Origin of the sequence: Acinetobacter sp. YH12058, assembly GCF_013419805.1 — a bacterium.
In the GTDB taxonomy this organism is placed as follows: Bacteria; Pseudomonadota; Gammaproteobacteria; order Pseudomonadales; family Moraxellaceae; genus Acinetobacter; species Acinetobacter towneri.
In genome coordinates, this window is sequence record NZ_VOZL01000003.1 from 58,171 (window position 1) to 77,307 (window position 19,137).

Annotated in this window: 19 protein-coding genes; 8 read left to right on the forward strand and 11 right to left on the reverse strand. The window is 38.3% G+C overall.

What is annotated here, in order from left to right:
• Nucleotides 1-23 precede the first annotated feature (23 nt).
• The 5 genes from FTU09_RS02890 to FTU09_RS02910 form a co-directional block, all read right to left on the reverse strand.
• Nucleotides 24-1,727: an ABC transporter ATP-binding protein gene (locus tag FTU09_RS02890; RefSeq protein WP_180079505.1), complete on the reverse strand. Its 1,704-nt coding sequence runs from the start codon at nt 1,725-1,727 to the stop codon at nt 24-26.
• Nucleotides 1,728-1,732: 5 nt separating this feature from the next.
• A complete protein-coding gene (locus FTU09_RS02895) occupies nt 1,733-2,584 on the reverse strand; it encodes a glycosyltransferase family 2 protein (RefSeq protein ID WP_180079506.1) in 852 nt (283 codons plus the stop codon).
• On the reverse strand, nt 2,574-4,535 hold the full coding sequence (locus FTU09_RS02900) for a hypothetical protein (RefSeq protein WP_180079507.1): 1,962 nt from the start codon (nt 4,533-4,535) through the stop codon (nt 2,574-2,576). Before FTU09_RS02900 ends, FTU09_RS02895 begins: the two co-directional genes overlap by 11 nt.
• 61 nt (nt 4,536-4,596) lie before the next feature.
• Complete coding sequence (locus FTU09_RS02905) at nt 4,597-5,010, reverse strand: pilin (RefSeq protein WP_257226848.1); 414 nt, start codon at nt 5,008-5,010, stop codon at nt 4,597-4,599.
• Nucleotides 5,011-5,397: 387 nt separating this feature from the next.
• A complete protein-coding gene (locus FTU09_RS02910) occupies nt 5,398-7,299 on the reverse strand; it encodes an acyltransferase family protein (protein ID WP_180079511.1) in 1,902 nt (633 codons plus the stop codon).
• A 143-nt stretch (nt 7,300-7,442) separates the two neighbouring features.
• Between FTU09_RS02910 and FTU09_RS02915 the strand changes: the two genes are divergently transcribed.
• From FTU09_RS02915 to FTU09_RS02925, 3 genes are all read left to right on the forward strand, one after another.
• Complete coding sequence (locus tag FTU09_RS02915) at nt 7,443-9,074, forward strand: PglL family O-oligosaccharyltransferase (RefSeq protein WP_180079513.1); 1,632 nt, start codon at nt 7,443-7,445, stop codon at nt 9,072-9,074.
• Between the two features lie 218 nt (nt 9,075-9,292).
• The gene (locus FTU09_RS02920) at nt 9,293-9,535 is read left to right on the forward strand and encodes a type II toxin-antitoxin system ParD family antitoxin (protein ID WP_019836164.1); all 243 of its coding nucleotides are present in this window, start codon (nt 9,293-9,295) and stop codon (nt 9,533-9,535) included.
• Nucleotides 9,528-9,821 carry a type II toxin-antitoxin system RelE/ParE family toxin gene (locus FTU09_RS02925; protein WP_070153485.1) on the forward strand — a complete coding sequence of 98 codons (294 nt, stop codon included), beginning with the start codon at nt 9,528-9,530 and terminating at the stop codon, nt 9,819-9,821. Before FTU09_RS02920 ends, FTU09_RS02925 begins: the two co-directional genes overlap by 8 nt.
• Nucleotides 9,822-9,986: 165 nt before the next feature.
• On the opposite strand, the gene bfr is transcribed toward FTU09_RS02925, so the two are convergent.
• The 6 genes from bfr to gmk form a co-directional block, all read right to left on the reverse strand.
• Nucleotides 9,987-10,451, reverse strand: a complete 465-nt coding sequence (gene bfr / locus FTU09_RS02930) for a bacterioferritin (RefSeq protein ID WP_180079515.1) — start codon at nt 10,449-10,451, stop codon at nt 9,987-9,989.
• Between the two features lie 251 nt (nt 10,452-10,702).
• Nucleotides 10,703-10,897, reverse strand: coding sequence for a bacterioferritin-associated ferredoxin (locus FTU09_RS02935; RefSeq protein ID WP_131260630.1), 195 nt, complete (start codon nt 10,895-10,897; stop codon nt 10,703-10,705).
• Between the two features lie 171 nt (nt 10,898-11,068).
• The gene (locus FTU09_RS02940; RefSeq protein ID WP_004809961.1) at nt 11,069-11,452 is read right to left on the reverse strand and encodes a RidA family protein; all 384 of its coding nucleotides are present in this window, start codon (nt 11,450-11,452) and stop codon (nt 11,069-11,071) included.
• Between the two features lie 122 nt (nt 11,453-11,574).
• Complete coding sequence (locus tag FTU09_RS02945) at nt 11,575-13,677, reverse strand: bifunctional (p)ppGpp synthetase/guanosine-3',5'-bis(diphosphate) 3'-pyrophosphohydrolase (RefSeq protein WP_180051808.1); 2,103 nt, start codon at nt 13,675-13,677, stop codon at nt 11,575-11,577.
• Nucleotides 13,678-14,179: 502 nt separating this feature from the next.
• Entirely contained in the window at nt 14,180-14,461 is a 282-nt protein-coding gene (rpoZ, locus tag FTU09_RS02950; RefSeq protein ID WP_004809957.1) for a DNA-directed RNA polymerase subunit omega, read from the reverse strand.
• A 76-nt stretch (nt 14,462-14,537) separates the two neighbouring features.
• Complete coding sequence (gene gmk / locus FTU09_RS02955) at nt 14,538-15,161, reverse strand: guanylate kinase (protein ID WP_004974513.1); 624 nt, start codon at nt 15,159-15,161, stop codon at nt 14,538-14,540.
• Nucleotides 15,162-15,295: 134 nt separating this feature from the next.
• Here gmk and ispH point away from each other — a divergent pair, with 134 nt between their 5' ends.
• The 5 genes from ispH (at nt 15,296) to FTU09_RS02980 (ending at nt 19,137) form a co-directional block, all read left to right on the forward strand.
• A complete protein-coding gene (gene ispH, locus FTU09_RS02960; protein WP_004974515.1) occupies nt 15,296-16,246 on the forward strand; it encodes a 4-hydroxy-3-methylbut-2-enyl diphosphate reductase in 951 nt (316 codons plus the stop codon).
• 163 nt (nt 16,247-16,409) lie between these two features.
• A complete protein-coding gene (locus FTU09_RS02965; protein ID WP_168526220.1) occupies nt 16,410-16,961 on the forward strand; it encodes a prepilin-type N-terminal cleavage/methylation domain-containing protein in 552 nt (183 codons plus the stop codon).
• Nucleotides 16,958-17,482, forward strand: a complete 525-nt coding sequence (gene pilV, locus FTU09_RS02970; RefSeq protein ID WP_168526218.1) for a type IV pilus modification protein PilV — start codon at nt 16,958-16,960, stop codon at nt 17,480-17,482. Before FTU09_RS02965 ends, pilV begins: the two co-directional genes overlap by 4 nt.
• Nucleotides 17,479-18,393 (forward strand): PilW family protein, encoded by a 915-nt coding sequence (locus FTU09_RS02975; RefSeq protein WP_168526216.1) that lies wholly within the window; start codon nt 17,479-17,481, stop codon nt 18,391-18,393. Before pilV ends, FTU09_RS02975 begins: the two co-directional genes overlap by 4 nt.
• A 3-nt stretch (nt 18,394-18,396) precedes the next feature.
• On the forward strand, nt 18,397-19,137 hold the full coding sequence (locus tag FTU09_RS02980) for a hypothetical protein (RefSeq protein WP_168526214.1): 741 nt from the start codon (nt 18,397-18,399) through the stop codon (nt 19,135-19,137).

The window sequence follows — 19,137 nt, forward strand, 5'->3', positions numbered from 1 at the left end:
CTTAAATATGCTATATAAGCAAGTCACAGCTTGATTGTTTTATTACAATATTTTAACGATTGCTCTCGATGTGCTATTACGATAATAGTTTTCTGTCCTGATAATTGCTGTACAGACTCATTTAGTGCAGCTTCAGTTTCAGTATCAAGTGCACTAGTCGCTTCATCCATAAATAATACGGCAGGGTCATGATAAAGCGCGCGGGCAATGCCAATACGTTGTCTCTGACCACCAGAAAGGCGAATGCCACGTTCGCCAAGTATCGTTTGGTAGCCTTGCTCTAAGTTATTCTCGATAAAATGATGAATTTGTGCAGCTTTGGCAGCTTTTTCTAGGGCGACTTGGTTGATATGTTCTTTAGGGATACCAAAGGCAATATTTTCAGCTACAGTGGCATCTGCCAAGAAAATATGTTGAGGTACATAACCGATTAACTTTTGCCATGCTTGTACGTTGCTTTGATTTACTTCAACGTCATCTACATAGAGTTTTCCTTGTTGGCCTTGAAGTAGGCCAAGCAAAATATCCATTAAGGTGCTTTTACCTGTACCGCTAGTGCCTTTAATGCCAAGACTGGTATTTATTTTAATGGTTAAATTCAAGCCGTTAAACACTTTTTTATTGGGCGTACTTGGATAAGCATAATGAATGTTCTCTAAACGGATTTCATGTTTTAGCGGTAGCGGTTTTATCTCCTCTTTTGGGGTTTGACTAAGTAGAGATAAACCTTGGTAAAGAACATCTAAACTAGCAGAAGAGAATTTTAGTTGAGCCAAGCCACGGTACATAATTTGAGCAGATGGCAACAGTCGAAATGCAGCAAACCCATACAGGCCTAAAGCTGGTAAAACATGAGCAATATCATTACTAGTAATCATTAAAATCAAGGCAAGAATAATTAACCCTGTGTAGCCTACAGCTTCAACAATATATAATGGTGACTGAGACAAAGTTTCGGCGGTAGCCTGATGGCGAGCAAAATTTCGAGAAGAAGATGAAAATTTCTCTAAATACATATCACCAGTTTGAGTGATTTTTACATCCTTAATACCGCTGAGCACCTCATTGCAAGCCTGAAAACGTTTCCCGTTGCTAAACTGGCGTTCGTGTCCTATACGGTTTAATCGTTTTCGCACTAACAGATAAATTGCACCATATAAGGTACTCACTGAAAGAACAATAAATACTGCGATAACAGGGTTATAAATGAATAAAAGCACCAGCATTGCAATGACTACAGCACCTTGAGCAATAAGCTGGGAAATAGGTTTTATTAAACCATTTAATAACTCATCAATTTCAGACAACACATTTCGGCTAAGCAACGATGAATTATGTATTAAGAAAAACTCATAAGGTTGCTGCAAATATCGCTCTAACAGTCGTACACTCAAATGGTGGCGTAGGAAAAATACGAATCTGTTTACAATGTGCAGTGTTACGGTTTTAAAAAGTGAAGAACCAACAACCATAGCAATAGAAAGCACGCCTAATGCTTGCATGAAATCATTGCTACTCGTGAAATTAAATGTTGTGTAAGCCCAATTTAGCCACGAATTCTCAAATATAACATCCGTACGTGCCAATACGGCTAGAAAAGGCATAATAGAAATAACGCCACAAGTTTCCGCCATTGCCATTACTGTGATAAAGGCCAACATTATGATGGATTTACGTCGCTCCTGTGGAGTAAGAACTCCCCAAAGCTTTTGTAGATCTATTAACATTTATTTTAATCACTATCCTTATACATCAAAGCCGTTACTTGCTCTGAAATAAGCCCCATTAAGAAGATCATAATGCTACCTGTATAAAGTAGAGCACTCATATTGGTAAAACGACCTGCATCCCACAAAGTATAGCCATACCAGCCCGTTCCAATCATAAATAGGAGAATCGCGATTGGAAGAAACATCTTTAAAGGTGAAAATAACGTGGCAATTTTAAAGATAATTAAAAAGAAGCGTACTCCATCTTTCAGCGGCTGAATATGACTTTTGCCTATGCGTTTTGCTGCATGTATTGGAACATAAGTCACGGAGTAACCTGCACGGAAAAAAGCCATGGTGCTGGTGGTTGGGTATGAAAATCCATTTGGCAACAAATATAGGAATTCACGGAATTTGTCTGCTCTAACTGCACGAAAACCAGAGGTGAGGTCTTCTACTTTTTGCTCAGTCATATACGTTGCAAGGTTGTTATAGAGTGCATTGGCAATACCACGGCCAATACTTGCTTGTGAACCTTTTTGCCTAGCGCCAACGACTAAATCATAGCCTTGTTCAATTTTCTCAATCAAGCGAGGGATATCTTGCGGATCATGCTGCCCATCTGCATCCATAAATACAATGATGTCACCTGTTGCAGTACGTGCCCCTGTTTTAATCGCTGCACCATTACCTTTGGAGTAGGGATGAGTAACTACTTTAGCACCAGCGGTTTCTGCGACTTGTTTGGTTTGGTCTGTAGAACCATCATTCACCACAATAATTTCATGAGCAAGCTGTAATTGTTGAATCTGTGCAAGGGTTTGACCAATTGCAGCAGATTCATTTTTGGCGGGAAGGACGATACTAATTTTCATGGTTTGCTCTTTTTTTAGTAAGCATAGCATTATCTATATTACGCTGTTCAATCTCAATCTCTTTGATCCAAGCATTCTTAGTATCGAGTTGCTTTGCTCGTTGCAATTGTTGTTGAGCTTGGATCAACTTATCTTGTAGACGATATACTTGAGTGAAAATTAAATGCCCATTAACATCCTCATGTAACGTGATCGCATGTTGCATAAACTCTTCACCTTTTTCAAAATCAGAAATAACACCCACAAAATATTGTGTTAATAATTTATAAATTTCTGATTTTAATCGATTGTCTATTCCTTGATTATTTAGTCCAGCAGCAATAATCAATACAGCTTGCTCATGAGGTACTTTGCAAAAGTCATTAATTTGACAATTTGAAAAGGCACTCAAAAAACTGACATTACTATTTTGGAAGGGTTTATATTCCAAACGCCAGATTAATTCATTAATGGTTTGCTGTGAAATAGGGTTTCCGAGATAAGATGCTAAGTGTAACTCAGCAAACCAAGCACCATTCGCAGGTATATAGCTATTTTTCGCTTTATTTAAGGCGTGTTGAGCAAGCTGTGCATAATGCATTTTTTGTTGTGAATGGGGCTCGTTTTGCATTAGTTTCATATAAATACGAGCCAATTGATAATTAGCACGATCTGACTGTGGGTGCATCGCTGCTTCATATACTGCATGATCTACAAGATTTGACCAAATTTCGGAACGCTGCCATGTTGTCCATGCTAAATTTGCAATATAGATAGCACTTAATACATAAATAAAAGGTTGAATTTTTTTATTATTAATTTGAGCAATATAATAGACTGCTGCAACTATAAAACCAATGATGCCAAAGTAATTACGATGTTCATGGACTAATTCAAGACTAATAAAAGTTGATTCGAGTAATTGACTAATGACATACCAACCCCAAGCAAAAAGTAACATAGGGTGTTTTTTAAACAAGAATATACAGGCTAGGCTAATTCCAAGCAGTCCAGCTAAAGAGTATAGTGTTGTTATTGGCTGAGTGATTGATTTGGAAATGGTAAAATCATCATGATATAAACTGAGATCCGAAAGTAATGGATAAAAGGTCATTTTTAGATAATAAAAAATCACTCGTGATTCGGTAAGTAGTCGCTCATCTAAAGTAAAATCACGTCTTGCGAAATTTACAGGGTTAAGATAGGGTGGCAATAAATATAAAAATATTAATCCAGCAGCAATTACTCCACCCCAAAGCATATGAATTAATTTAATTTTTTTGATATAAATTGGTTGAAATTGTAGGTTTTTAGCTTGGAAAATAGTCAATTCAACCCAGTAAATTAAGGGAATAAATAAAATTCCAGATTCTTTACTTAGTATAGAGGCTAATAGGCTTAAAGCTACACCGCATAACGCAAATATAGTATTTAACCCCGTGATTGCTCGAGTACGCCAGAAACAATAAATAGCAAGTGCGAATAATCCAAATAATGTGGATAGGCTAGTCATGCGTTGTACAACGTACAATACGCTGGTTAGATTTAAAGGGTGAATGAGCCATATTAAACTGACTAAACAAGCAAGATATACGGCAGATTGAAGCGAAATTCTTTGGTATTGGTGGCTTAGCCATTGAAATAATTTTAGGCTAATAATAAAAACCAATAAACCATTGATTAAGTGAATAAATAGATTTGTAAATTTAAAATAAAAAGGCTCAAAACCTGTAAAATAATGATTGAGTGCAAAGGACAACATGCTGATGGGGCGACCTAGCGGACCTGCATCACCTGAATACCACGCAGTTTTTAAACTATTCAAGTCTAAAGATGTAATCGCGATTTTTTGATTGTCTAAAATATTTACAGGGTCGTCAAAAACGTAGTCACCAAATAAACCAGACCAATACAAATAAATGGTAAAAGCTAATATTACTATAATAAGGCTACAATTATATAATTTGCGCACAAAAAAACTATTCCTTTATAAAAAAGCACCCTATGTAGGGTGCTTTTTTAAACCTTAATTATTAACGGCAGTTAGCTGGACGATATTTAGAATCCAAGTTACCACCTGCGGTAGCAGTACAATCCCATTGTACTGCTCCATCCTTATCAGTACCTTTTAATACAAGAGTAGCACTAGGTGCAACTTTTGTATTATAAGTTACTGTGATTACACCAGAACCAGTTACAACCACACTGTTAACAGCATTACCCTTAATTGTAGTGGAAATACCTGCTTCTGCGTTAGAAGTAGGCCAAACACCTTTTGATGAGTAATATTCAGTTACAGCTGTTTTTGCACCACCAGCAAGACTTAAACCTTCAGATACGTGTGAACGCTTCGTGTAGTTTTGATAAGCAGGAATCGCGATTGCAGCCAAAATACCAATAATAGCAACCACAATCATAAGCTCGATGAGCGTGAAGCCCTTCTGCATTGTATTCATAACATTCTCCACAAATGTTGTTAATTTAATTATAAGCTATGTAAGCTATTTTAATGTTAGCACTAAACGTGCCAACTTTTATTATAGACAATTTATACAGAAAAACAGCATCTTATACATAAAAAAATTCACACTATAAATTTCACTGTATATTTTTGTTAAAAAGTGACAAATTTTGTCAGGTTGAATTTTGTGCTTTTGGACAAATATTGTCATTGTGTGATGTGTATCACGTTTTTAAGCTAAGCAGTGGAAGTATAACGAGACTCACTTAAGTTGCTTGTCCATTTGTATGCAGTAAACTTGTGTAATAATTCGCAACTATGCGGATCAACGTAATATGCTATTTGAAATAGTAGTTAAGTTTTGTCATCTTGGCTATTGAAAAGGATTTGTGTGCTGTTTTAAGTACTCGATACCAATTTGCTTAGAACCAGCGTAAGTTAGATGTTGATTATCTCTATATAAAGCAACATTATTAAGTGAAGAAAAACAAGAATTCTTATTACAAATTATATTGTTAAAATCTATAACCACAATATTTTTATGTTCTTTTTTAATTGTGTTTAATATTTCATGCCATTCCATAAAGTCTTCTTCATATTTTTTTCTTTCAAAACTGCAATCTGAAAAAGAAGATCTCACATGACAGTTGACATCCACGTCTGTAAGAATTGGATTGTCATTCATTAAAACAGGTATAGCACCTGAATTTTCAATCAGAGTTATAGAATTCTTCAATCCTTCTATAAAGAATGCTTTAGAGGAAGAGGTGGAAGGAGTTGTATTTGTAGAGTAAAGATTGCGCTTCCAGTTATGAGGGAAGTAACCACCCATAACGACATACTTGAATTTATTTGCATGTATGAGATCAGCAACTGTTGTGTTATGGGGGTAATAATCTGATATTAAATGAATCTCCTTGCTTTTTGGATTTTGTACAGATCTGTGCAGTCCGTATAAAAAGGCTGAGGAAGACTTTGTGAGTTCATAACCTTGTAAATTGGCATCTAATAAAAGGTGATTGATGAAGCCTGATTGTGCATTAGCATGACTATCTCCAATCAATAATACAGAAATTTTTTCAGCATTTTTATTACCCATTAAACAATCGTTAATGGGGTGTTGATTTTGGTCAATACATTTTATGATTGGTGTATCCAGTGTATTATTATTTTCTTCTTTTTGGTGAAATAGTGAGCTACTTGTACTGAGAAAAATAATAAATAAGGATGGAAGGATAAATAATTTTTTTATGGGCATAGTTGCTGTTTTTGAAGTTTTTTTAATTTTTTTCTCAATTTTTTCATAAGTTAAGACAGAAAATACAATCGTAAAAACTAAAATTAAAATTTTTCCAATTAAATTTAAACTAATAGAAAGTATTGTTAAATAAACGATAATAGGCCAATGCCACAAATACATAGGATATGAAATTTTTCCAATATACTCTATCCATTTGGTTGAAAGTCCAGTGGAGTACTTTCCAAAGTAGATAAAACCTGCAGCAGAAAGACAAGGGAGTAAGGCTGTAAAAGAAGGAAACAGAGATCGGCTATCAATAAAAGAACTTGATGCAACAATGATAAAAATAAAAAGAATGCTTAATAATATTGATGTATTTTTATCAAGATTTGAAGAAGGTAAAAATACTAAAGCAGCACCGATTGTAAATTCAAATATTCGAGAAGGAAGCAAATAGTAGGCAGCAATTGGATTACTTTGAATTAGTAGGTGAGAGGTAATCAATGAAAGTATAGTAATAAAAAATAATGAAAAAATTTTAAAATTTCTTGATAGTTGAATGATCCCTAAAAGTAATAACGGCCAAATTAAATAAAATTGCTCTTCTAGGCTTAAAGACCAAATATGTAAGAGAGGTGTTGATTTCCCTGAAATACTAAAATAATCGTTTAATAAAGTGGTGTAATAAATATTGGATGTGAGAGTGACAGTTGCTGCTGCTGTTTTTAAATACTGAAACCATTCTTCAGGGGTAAGAATGAAGTAAAAAGCAATAGAGCAAATTGATAATACAGTAAAAAAAGCTGGCGCTAGACGTAGCACTCTTCTTTGATAGAAGTGTTTGAAAGAAAATGATCCTGATCTATTTTTTTCCAACAGAATATTTTTTGTAATGAGATATCCTGAAATAACAAAAAATACATCTACGCCTATAAATCCACCTGAAAAAAAAGAAAAATCTAAATGATTCAGTATTACTAGTATTACTGCAAGTGCACGTAAAATATCGATATGTGATTGATATTCGGACTTCATAGGATGCTAAGTCTTTTTTTATAAATAAAAATTAAGGGAATGTAGCAGAAGAATTGCGATTTGAGAATGGGCGAATTCAACATGAGGTGCGACAGTTTCCTTTTTTTATTATCATAGCTCATCTTTTTTTCAACTGTTACAGCATGAAATTTTTCCTCTTGCTTCTGACCAGTATCTTTATCTCCCTTGCATGGCTATTGCCCATTCACTACCGTCCGTGGGTTACTTATACAGGCGAACTTTACGCATTTTTTGCCTTGTTTGCTCTCGCAGCCAGCCTTTTTAAAGCAAAATTACAGATACCTAAAATTAGCCTGCCTTTACTGGCACTGAGCAGTGTCCCACTCATTCAGTGGGGCTTTGGCTTAGTCTACTTTTTTGACAAAGCTTTGCTCAGCAGTGTGTATATCTTTAGTTTTTGGCTGGCAATCATTTTGGGCTATAACCTCACTCAAAATAGTATTGAACGTGAACGCATCTTCGCAGGCTTTAGTTATGTGCTACTCGGCGTGGGAAGTATTACCGCATTCATGGCAATTTGCCAGTGGCTGACACTCGATCAATACCTGCCAATGATGGTGGATATAAAAATCGGGCAACGTCCTTATGCCAATTTCGCCCAACCGAATAATATGGCGACTTTTTTGGTGATGTCACTCATGGCATGCCTATATTTATATGAAAAACAAAAACTTAAAACCGTATGGATTGTGATTGCAGCTGCCATGATTTTGGTCGGTGTGGTACTGAGTCAATCGCGAACGTCATGGTTGGCGTCGCTGTGTCTCTTGATCTATTTGAGCTATCAACAATACCGTGGCGTGATGCGGATTAAATGGCGCTATAGCTTACTGTGGTTTGCCGCATTTATCGGGCTGATTTTTATTGCACCTGCTTTCAGTCAATTACTCTCGCAAAGTGCTGAACTTTCGGTGCAATCTCGCGATGTGGTACAACGCGCCACAGGTGATATGTCACGTTTGGCGATTTGGCAACAAATGCTCGCTGCGATTGAACATCAACCCTGGTGGGGCTATGGTTGGCATCAAACCAGCGTGGCGTATGTCACGATTAGTGAATTTGTGCAAGGCCCTGTGTGGATTCGCAGCGCACACAATTTCATTTTGGACTTTTTACTTTGGAATGGTGTGATACTCGGCGTGCCATTTTTGGCGTATTTGGGTTATTGGGCTTACCAGCTGCATAAATATACCCAGTCGGTGGAATCGGTTGTGGGGATTTTAATGCTCGGTGCATTTAGCGTACATGCCATGCTGGAATTTCCACAAAACTATGCCTACTTCTTGCTGCCTGTAGGTTTTATTATCGGCATGGTTCAATCACAACGTGTGTTCAAAAGCTTCACTTTATCTCCAATTTATTTACGCACGACTTTTGTGATTGGTGCATTGTTATTGATGCTGATTTATCGTGATTATGAAGTGATGGTGCCTAAATTGAATCAGTCGGTACGCTACGAACACACACCTGAAAGAATCACCAATCAAGAGCGTATTTTTGTACTAGAAGAATTTAACCGCCGCATTGCGTGGATTCGTTTAAATCCGTATAGCCAGCAAACGCCTGAACAATTACAGGATATTCATGAAATTGTGTTGAATTATCCAACCCGCTACGATTTATTGAAATATGCACGCGTATTAGCATTTAACGGTTATGAAGCAGAAGCCAAAAAGCAATTATGGTTGTTAAGCACTTTGTGGCAGGTTAATGTGGATTATGCGACTTTATTGGATGAGGCAAAGCCGCGCTGATTTGTGTAGCGCAAGGAGGGGGATTTGAAAATAGTGAGCCAAATATGGTGAAAATTTTCAATGTTGAAAATCTCTCCCAACTTCTCTTTAAAAAGAGAGGGGGTATTCATTATAAAATTGATTTCATGTGCGAAAATTTAAAGAGATGCTGAAATTTTGTTCAGATAAAGGGAGTTGTGTTAGAATTGTATGATCTATTCACACAATAAGGCATGCTGATGGCGAGAACTACAAGTGTAACAATTGGCCCACAACTCGATGACTTCGTGAGCAAACTGATTGAATCTGGACGTTATGGTTCAACCAGTGAAGTGATGCGATCTGCACTAAGATTATTGGAGCAGCAAGAAAATCAAACTGCAGCTTTAAAGCAAGCGATTGAAGCAGGTGAGAACAGTGGAGAAAGTACACTTAGCCTAAAAGATATTGCGGCTCAAGTGAAGCAGAAGCATCGTGTATAAGCTATCAAATTTAGCTGTCGATGACTTCACTGCTATTTATGAATACACCTTACTTAATTTTGGTGTAGCTCAAGCTGACCAATACACACAACATTTGGAAAATACCTTTCATTTGTTAGTGAGTTCACCGCTGATTGGTTATGCATGTGTAGATATTGGCGAGGGAATACGCCGTCACGATCATCATCAACATGCTATTTTTTATAAAAAACAGGATTATGGAATTTTTATTATTCGGATATTGCATCAACAGATGCAACCCATGAAACATTTTTTTGCGTTATAAATACTTTTTTATAAATCCAAGAATTTAAAATGCGCATAAGTAAAATATATTGATATTGAGAGCTTCTTCATTAGAGATAGGCAAGATACTGAATTTTAGGTAAAGTGCCCCAAAAAACAAAAGACTGGAAAACCAGTCTTTTGAGTTATCTAAACCAGATGAATCTTAGAGTTGGCTTTGAATATAGTTTTCAATACCCACAGTTTCAACCAAATCAAGCTGTGTCGTTGCCCAATCTAAATATTCTTCTTCTTTCTCTAAAATTTCCTGAACCAAATCACGGGTTACATAGTCCAATTGTTGCTCTGCTAAAACTACCGCTTTTTGAATCGCTTCAATATTTTCTTGGACTTTACGAACATCGCAATTCAGCACTTCAACTGTATGCTGACCGATATACAATTTGCCCAAGTGTTGTAAGTTTGGTAGCCCTTCTAAAAATAAAATACGTTCAATAACTTTGTCAGCATGTTTCATTTGACGAATCGACTCTTTATATTCAGCCGAGCCGAGTTGTTCAATGCCCCAATCATTAAACATACGTGAATGTAAAAAATATTGATTAATTGCAGTCAGGTGATGATACAAAACTTGGTTGAGTTGATTAATCACATCACGATTGCCTTTCATTGCAGCACTCCATCAACAATTTCTGCCTTAAACCGCTTAAGGCAATCTATATTTCTATCTTAAACAAGACTGGGCAAAATGGCGAGTGATTTATAGAACGGCAAATGAAAATCGCAATCAAAAACAATTAGCTAGGTGGTGTGAAGAAATGTAAGACAAGAAAAACCCGCTGTAGTCGGAAGCGGGGGAGGAAAAACACGGTAAAAATTTAAATAACTAAATGTGGGGAAATGTATTAGAAAATATGAGATTTATGCAGCAATGGCGAGACGAGACGCAATTTGAGCAATTTCATCACTGATGATGGCACGAGTTTCAGGTGCACAGCGACCACAGCAAGTGCCTAAGTCAAACATATCGCGAATTTCACGATAGCTGTCTGCACCATTGGCAACGGCTTCTTTAATGTCTTGATCTGTAATACCACGGCATAAGCAAACGTACATGAATGCAACCACAATAATGAAATAAGATAAGAGTTATTATTGATAATTATTATCGTTTGTCAATAAAAATCATTTGAAAAGCCATTTAATGTAATTGGGTTTTTGAATTAAAAAATGCCACTTAATAGGTGGCATCGTTTATTTGTTTTTAAGTATTTGAATGATAATGACTTATGAGTTGATAATCACCACGCCATCCATTTCAACTAAAGCGCCTTTAGGTAAGCTGGCCACACCTAAGGCTGCACGCGCAGGGTAAGGTTGTGCAAAGTATTCACCCATAATTTGATTGACCAATTGGAAGTGTGATAAATCGGTCAGGAAAATATTGAGCTTGGCAATATCGGCCAAAGAGCCACCCGCCGCTTCGCAAACGGCCTTTAAGTTATCAAATACGCGGCGAATTTGCGCTTCAATGCCTTCTACCAATTCCATGCTGTACGGGTCTAAACCAATTTGACCTGATAAATAAACCGTATTGCCCACTAAAATGGCTTGAGAGTAAGTACCAATTGCTGCAGGTGCATTTTCAGTATGGATGACTTGGCGAGACATTGATTTCTCCTAAAATAATTTATAAACATCATAGACCATCAGACTGCATCACAGTAGTCTTATTGGTAACTAATGCGAAAAGTAGTGTCTGTACTGTGTAGGCAAATTGCCTTGCCAAGCCCTTAACAGGCTTTGGCTTCTTCGGCAATGCTAATTGGACGTGCTAAACGGCTAATCCGTGGGAAGCCATAATGCATACGCAAATCACGAATGATTTTTGCAATTTGCTTACGGTTATTCACCACAATATTCACATGAGTCTTGCCATCGTGGCTGCGTACCATTTCCACACCCGTTTTGGCCTTACGACATTGATAGATCAAATCGGAAATTTGTTCGTCATTCATATCCATATCAATGCTGAGGTAAGCGGTAAAACTCACGTCATCGACATCTTCAGAAGTCCATTGTAGTGGCATGATGTTTTCAGGATGTTGATGTTGCTCATGCAGTAAGTTATTGCAACGCGCACGATGCACAATCAAACCGCGACGTGACAAGTTGCCCTGAATCGGGTCGCCCAGCACCGGGTTGCAACAGTGCGCATATTTCACATCAATGCCTTCTGTGCCTTGAATCAGACGGTCAGAATGTTCGTTGCTGTCCTGATCGAGTGCGTAAATGTGATTTGCCACCAACTGCGGCAATAAATCACCCACTGCAATTTGCTCAAATAAACGGTCTTTGGAGTCGATATGACGCCATTGCAACACATTTAACCAATCGGCTTCGGTCAGGTCTTGAATCGAGTGATTAAATAATTTTAGTGCACGGTTCAGGGCTTGCTGACCCACCAAACGCTGTTCTTCAATATCCTGATCGCGCAGAATGTTTTGTAAGGCACGACGGGCTTTTTGGGTATTAATAAAACTCAGCCAGTCTGGGTTTGGTGTGGCTAAAACATCGGTGATGATTTCGACCACTTGCCCGCTGATGAGTGGCGTCGAAAGTGGTTTGCTTTCACCATTAATTTTTGTACCGACTGCGTGGTTACCTAAGAACAAACTGGCTGCATAGGCAAAATCAACAGCGGTGGCACCTTGCGGCAATTCATGTAAATGTCCGTGCGGGGTATAAACATGAATTTTCTCTTGGTGCAGATAATCCAGTAAATCGCTAAATGTAGTTTTGGCACATTCACCATCAATCAACACATTCAAGCTTTTCATAGAGGCTTGAATGGCAGAACGGCAGGCTTGCGGTGCGTTTTCACCCAAGACTACGCCAAAACGTGCGGCTTTACGCATCAATTCAGTTTGAATGGTGAGTGATAAGGTGGTTTGTTCACCTTTTAGACGCATCATGAGTGATTGGTTACCGCCTGGCAGAGGGCGACGGATATGATCTTCATAATGCAAGACCTGAAAGCTGTCACGTAAAATATCGGCCAAACGGTCACAGTCGGCAATGCTTTGTAAAATAATTTCAAAGGCGTGGCTGTGGGTCAGTTCTTGTAGATCAATATCGTTTTTAACAAAGTGGCGCAGTAATTCAATATTGTTATTTTTCTTTTTAATCCGACCGGTAATTTGATTGTCTTGCAGTAGGTCGGCAAGGTTTTGTTCCCATTTGGACTGGTATTCACAGCGTTTTGGCTTGGTGTGCAAAAGGGCGGCTTGCACATCGTTATACATATCTAAATCAAGATTTTGATAACACAGATGTTCGAGGTTATCTGCCATTTCATTCATACCCACGATACGTGCCATGGGTACAAATACATCAAAGGTTTCTTGGGCGATACGTGCGCGTTTGTCTGGTCGCAGCGCATCTAAAGTGGTCATGTTGTGATAGCGGTCTGCCAGTTTCACAATAATGACACGTGGATCCTGTAAGGTCGCTTGCAGAATTTTACGGAACGATGCGGCTTTGTTGTATTCCTTGTCGCTGGAATGGCTAAGTTTGGTCACACCATCGACCAGTTCGGCAACGGTGCGTCCAAATTTTTCTGTGATGTCATCTTTGCTGTAGTCAGTATCTTCAATGACGTCATGCAATAGGGCAGCAATGAGCGTGTCGGCATCCAAACGCATGTGCGCCAAAATACAACTGACCGCAATCGGGTGTAACACATACGGTTCACCACTTTTACGGGTAACGCCATCATGCGCATGCTCGGCATAATCGCAAGCCGTAAGCACCTGTTCGACTTCACTTACGCTAAGGTAAGGTTCGATCATGGCTTGAAGCTGTTGTTTGGCTTGGCTGACCATCGTGCCTGGCATATAACACCCTTTAAAATACAAGTGATAACGAATCTACAGTTAGACCTTATAATGAAAAGCATATTGCATGACTTGTCAATTTTTTTCATGCCAAAATAGTGATAAATTTGGCACTAAATTAGGGTCTGTTGACACTTCGTCTATGTTTGCGACGTGAGAGATATATCTCGCAAGGTTTTTTAGCTGATATAAGGCATGAGACAGGAAATTTAGTCATTCTAAATGACTGACTCATAACGCAATAGCAGCAAAAAATATGCTCGTTCCGAAGGACTGTGGCTAAAACTTTCTCAGATTGCGTTATGAAACTTGGCAATAGTCTCGCTATTCCCTTCGTTTCATGCCTGATCTGCTCAGTTTTAGCCTACAGCGCAAACCATTTATGAAATGTCAACAGACCCTGTGGTCTTAATCCTTATGTTATAACGGTTTTTAGCGCAAGATTAAAGTTCAGACAACAAAAAAGCCTAGTAAAAAACTAGGCTTTTTTAGAAAGTTGTTCTTATTGGAAAGAAAAACCATCTAAATTCAAATTATTTGCAGAAAGTGCAAGGTCAAGACTCGAAGTTTGATAGTCTTGATCACGTTGTTTCAAAATGTCTTTAGAAACGTGACCTTCTGCAATTTCACGTAAAGCAACAACGGTAGGTTTGTCGTTGTCCCACTCAACGGTAGGTTCTATGCCTTGACGTGCCAATTGACGCGCGCGCTTGCTTGCCACTAGTACAAGCTCAAAGCGGTTGTCTACATGGTCTAAACAATCTTCAACGGTAACGCGTGCCATAAGAATTCTCGTTCGAATAATAAATTTAAACAGACTGTGCAGTATAAGGTGCTTTGCTTATAGACTCAAGTTTTAATCACGCGCTTGGCGGGCTAATTAACTTTTGAATCAAGGCTTGATGACGATGTGCCTGCTGCGCCATCACCAAACGATTAGCCGTAATCACCGATTCTAAATCGTGCAGAGCCTTATTAAAGTCATCATTAATAATCACATAGTCAAAATTGACATATTGTTGCATGTCTTCAACTGCGCAGCCTAGACGATGTTCAATTACATCGACTGCATCGGTGCCACGGTTAGACAAACGCTCGCGTAAATCAAACTGACTTGGTGGAAGAATAAAAATTTGCTTCGATTCAGGAAAAAGATTGCGTACTTGCTGAGCGCCTTGCCAGTCAATTTCAAGTAACACATCGTGACCTTTGGCTAACTGCTCTTTAACCGTCGCTTGCGCGGTGCCGTAATAATTGCCAAACACCTCTGCATACTCAATAAAACCGCCTTGTTCTACCAAGTCGATAAAATCTTGTTTTTGCGTGAAGTGATAATGCACACCATCGAGTTCGCCGGGACGTTGACCACGTGTTGTGTGAGAAACTGAAACGTGTAAATTATTCACACGCTCAAGCAGGGCTTTAACGAGGGATGTTTTGCCTGTTCCTGAAGCGGCAGAAACGACAAACAATAGACCCGACATGATATTTTTCCTGATATGATAAAATATCTTCTCTATTTTAGAGTAGACGCCCCTTAAACAAAATAGCCAAGATGGCTTTTGTTGGCATAAATTTTAAAACATCCCACCTATTTAACTTCAACATAGAGGGTTCTATGGAAATTGTATTGGCGAATCCACGTGGTTTTTGTGCAGGTGTAGACCGAGCAATTGCGATTGTAAATCGTGCCCTTGAGTGTTTTAACCCACCTATTTATGTGCGTCACGAAGTGGTTCACAACAAATTTGTGGTAGATGACTTGCGTCAGCGCGGTGCGATTTTTGTCGATGAGCTGGATGAAGTACCAGATGACAATATCGTGATTTTTAGTGCACATGGCGTATCTAAAGCAGTGCAGCAAGAAGCGGAGCGTCGTGGCTTAAAAGTGTTTGATGCCACTTGTCCGTTGGTCACCAAAGTACATATTGAAGTCACCAAATATGCGCGTGAAGGCACAGAGGCGATTTTAATTGGTCACGAAGGACATCCCGAAGTTGAAGGGACGATGGGTCAGTACGATAAGAAAAATGGCGGCGAAATTTATTTGGTAGAAGATGAAGATGATGTGGCTGCACTTGTGGTTCAGCATCCAGATAAAGTGGCTTTTGTGACGCAAACTACTTTGTCGATTGATGATACTGCCAAAGTAATTGATGCCTTGCGCCAAAAATATCCGAATATTCAAGGACCACGTAAAGACGATATTTGTTATGCTACTCAAAACCGTCAGGACGCAGTGCGCGACTTAGCCAATCAATGTGATGTGGTGTTGGTGGTGGGTTCGCCAAATTCATCTAACTCTAACCGTTTACGTGAGTTGGCTGAACGTATGGGGAAACAAGCCTACTTGGTGGATAATGCCGATGAATTAAACCAAGCATGGTTTAAAGCAAATACAAAAATTGGTGTGACTGCGGGCGCATCTGCACCTGAAATTTTAATTAAACAGGTGATTCAACGCTTGCAGGATTGGGGCGCAACAGCACCTGAAGAGTTGGCTGGACGTGAAGAAAATATTACCTTTAGTTTGCCCAAAGAGTTACGTATTCCTGTAACACAGGCTTAAACTGCGAAGCATATAACACTTTAAAAAACTGATTAAAAATAGGCAGATAACCGTTGAATGACGGTTATCTGCTTTTTTATGCCTTTTATCCTGAAGTGTGAGGGTTTTGTAAAGTTGTTGGTTACTATTTTTAATAGGGCAAAGTCTGTGTCTTGGGGGGAGTATGCGAAAAAAAGAAAACGGGTTCACCTTAATTGAGTTGATGGTGACGATTGCGGTGATGGCAATTATCGTGATGATGGCGGCTCCGAGTCTTATGCCTTTAGTGTATAAAAAACAACTAGATACAAGTGCAAGAGAGTTAGCTCAAACGATGGCTAAAGTACGTGGAACGGCGATTGCTTTGCGAAAAGAAGTTTCACTTGAATTTAAAGATACAACAAACACAGACCATCAGTTTTACTGGTTGCCTGGTAATGATCAAATCCATGTTCTTGCAAAAGCAACTCCTGAAGGTATTACTTTTTCACCTGTAGGTTTAGCAAATAAAAGAACAACTTCACTTAAAAGATATGTAAGGAATCCTAATTACGATCCAAATTTGGATGAAGACCCATTAACTAATCCAAAGTTAATTATCGAATGGCAGGATACGGAAGATTTGGTGTTTGAATTATGTCATGAGAAGGTGAGAGAGATTAAGTCAATAAAAATATTCAAAAGTGGCTTGATTAGTAACATTGAAACAAAAGAAAAAGTGGGGAGTTGCACATGAATACTAAATATCAGCTAGGTGTTGGAATGATAGAGGTATTGGTGTCTTTGGTCTTACTTTCCATTGCTGTATTAGGTTTTTCTGCATTGCAGTTTAGGGCGCTAGATGCGATGCAGGAGGCGAGTGATAGAACTGTAGCAATGTCTTTGGCAAGAGATCTTGCTGAAAGAATAAGAGTAAATAGAACACAATTGGTTGAATATAAAACAAAAATTAATGGTTCTTCTTCTGGAGAGCCTAAGGCTTGTAAGGTAGCTGATTCCAGTGCGACAACAATTAGCACAACACCGATGTGTAATCGTGCTGAGATGGTGTCTTACGATGTGAGTCAGGTGCTTGGAGCTGCTAGACAAGCTGGGATGAAACTTGTAATAGATAGATGTCAGGGAGGGGATCGTGAGTGTGTGTATATCGCTTGGGGAAATACAATAATTAGTGCAACGAATGTATCTGCCTGTATGAGTGATGGGGTTTATGTAGCTGGAGCGACTTGTTTGGTGATGGAGGCATACGGAACATGAATACAGTACGTGGTTTTACATTACTTGAGCTTATGATTGCATTGACTTTAGGTTTGTTGATTAGTGCTGCAGCAATTCAGGTATTTGTTACAGCAAATCAGGGAATAAACTTTCAGCAAGGTGCGGCAAATATACAAAATAGTGGGATATTTGGTCTAGATTATATTGTTAAAGATATTCGTCGTTCTAATATCGATTCTAATCAGGCAGCCATGACTGTAGATACTCAGCATGGTGGTATCGTTCTAAAAGCTGAAAACCTTACATCTGTTGCATCCACTTTGTCCGATGATGTTAGAACTCAGTTAGAAAGTTTTTTGACAACTTCAGCAGTGGGGCCTAGTAATTTAAAAGATCTTAAGAGTGATCAGTTGGTCATTCAATATAAAAATACTATTGGTAGTCAATACAATTGTGAAGGAAAGCGGGTGCTTCCTAATCAATTTGTTGTGCAGCGCTATTTTGTAAAAGAGGAAAATGCATCTGGTGTTAAGTCATTTTCATTACGGTGTAAAGCTTATGAGTATTCAGGAGATAATGAAACTGTATTTAATTTGTCGGGTGATGGCGAAATGCTAATACCTAATGTTGAACACTTTAGAGTGCTATTTGGTATTGCTAAAGACACGGGAGTTTCTCCAGATGGGGTGATGGACCAGTTTGCATATGTTTCACCTTCCGAATATAAAAAACTTGCAGATAAGCCTCAGATTGTTTCTATACAAATGGGGATTTTATTGCGATCACCTGAAGCAGTTTCTAAGGGTACAGACAAAACAAGCTTTACTGTATTGGATTTGGTGAACAAAGAACTCATTTCCCACAATAGTAATTCTAAATATATAAGACAAGTTATTACTCAAACAATTGCTTTGCGTAATGGTTTTGGTGTGAAAAATCAAGCGGAGTAAGCCATGAGAACAAAACATACAGGCAATACCTTAATTGTGGTCTTGGTTTTATTGTTGCTGATAATGATTGTGGGGACTTGGGCAATTAGGGGGGCGATTACCTCATTGAATATTACTACTAATGCTCAAGCACAGTCTTTATTGGTACAGAACTCTGATGCTATTTTCTTTCAACTGGAAGCATATACCGATGATGCATTGAAGATTGCTGAATTACAGCTTGATAATGGCATGATTGGATTTGCGAATAAGAATGAAAACAAGGGTAAAGAACTTGTTTATTGTGTGCGTAAGAATGAGTCAACAGATAAATATAATTTAGGAAAAGCAAGTATCGTTTATTGGCAAGGTTCAACAATTAAAAAAAATGATTTAGGTCAGGATGGGTATTGTAAGAGCAATAAAAGTAATGACTATGTGTCTAATAGAAATGCAGTGATGACTCGAGTAGGGGTTCGGTCTGCTACAGAGAATCGTAAGGATTGGACGCACAAATATGAGGGTTCTGACTCTGATACTTATGGTGGTAAAGATATTGGTACAATAATGGTGAGCGCAATTTCATATTTACCAAATCTTTCAAGTGCAAAAAGAGAAGAAATTGACAAGTGTGTGATGAACTTTCCTAGTTTTAATGTTGTAGTTGCAGGAAATACATTGAATAGCGTTACAGATTGTTTAGCAGAGTTGAATGTTCCATATAGTAGTCAAGAAATGGAATATCAACTTAGACAAGTCAATTAA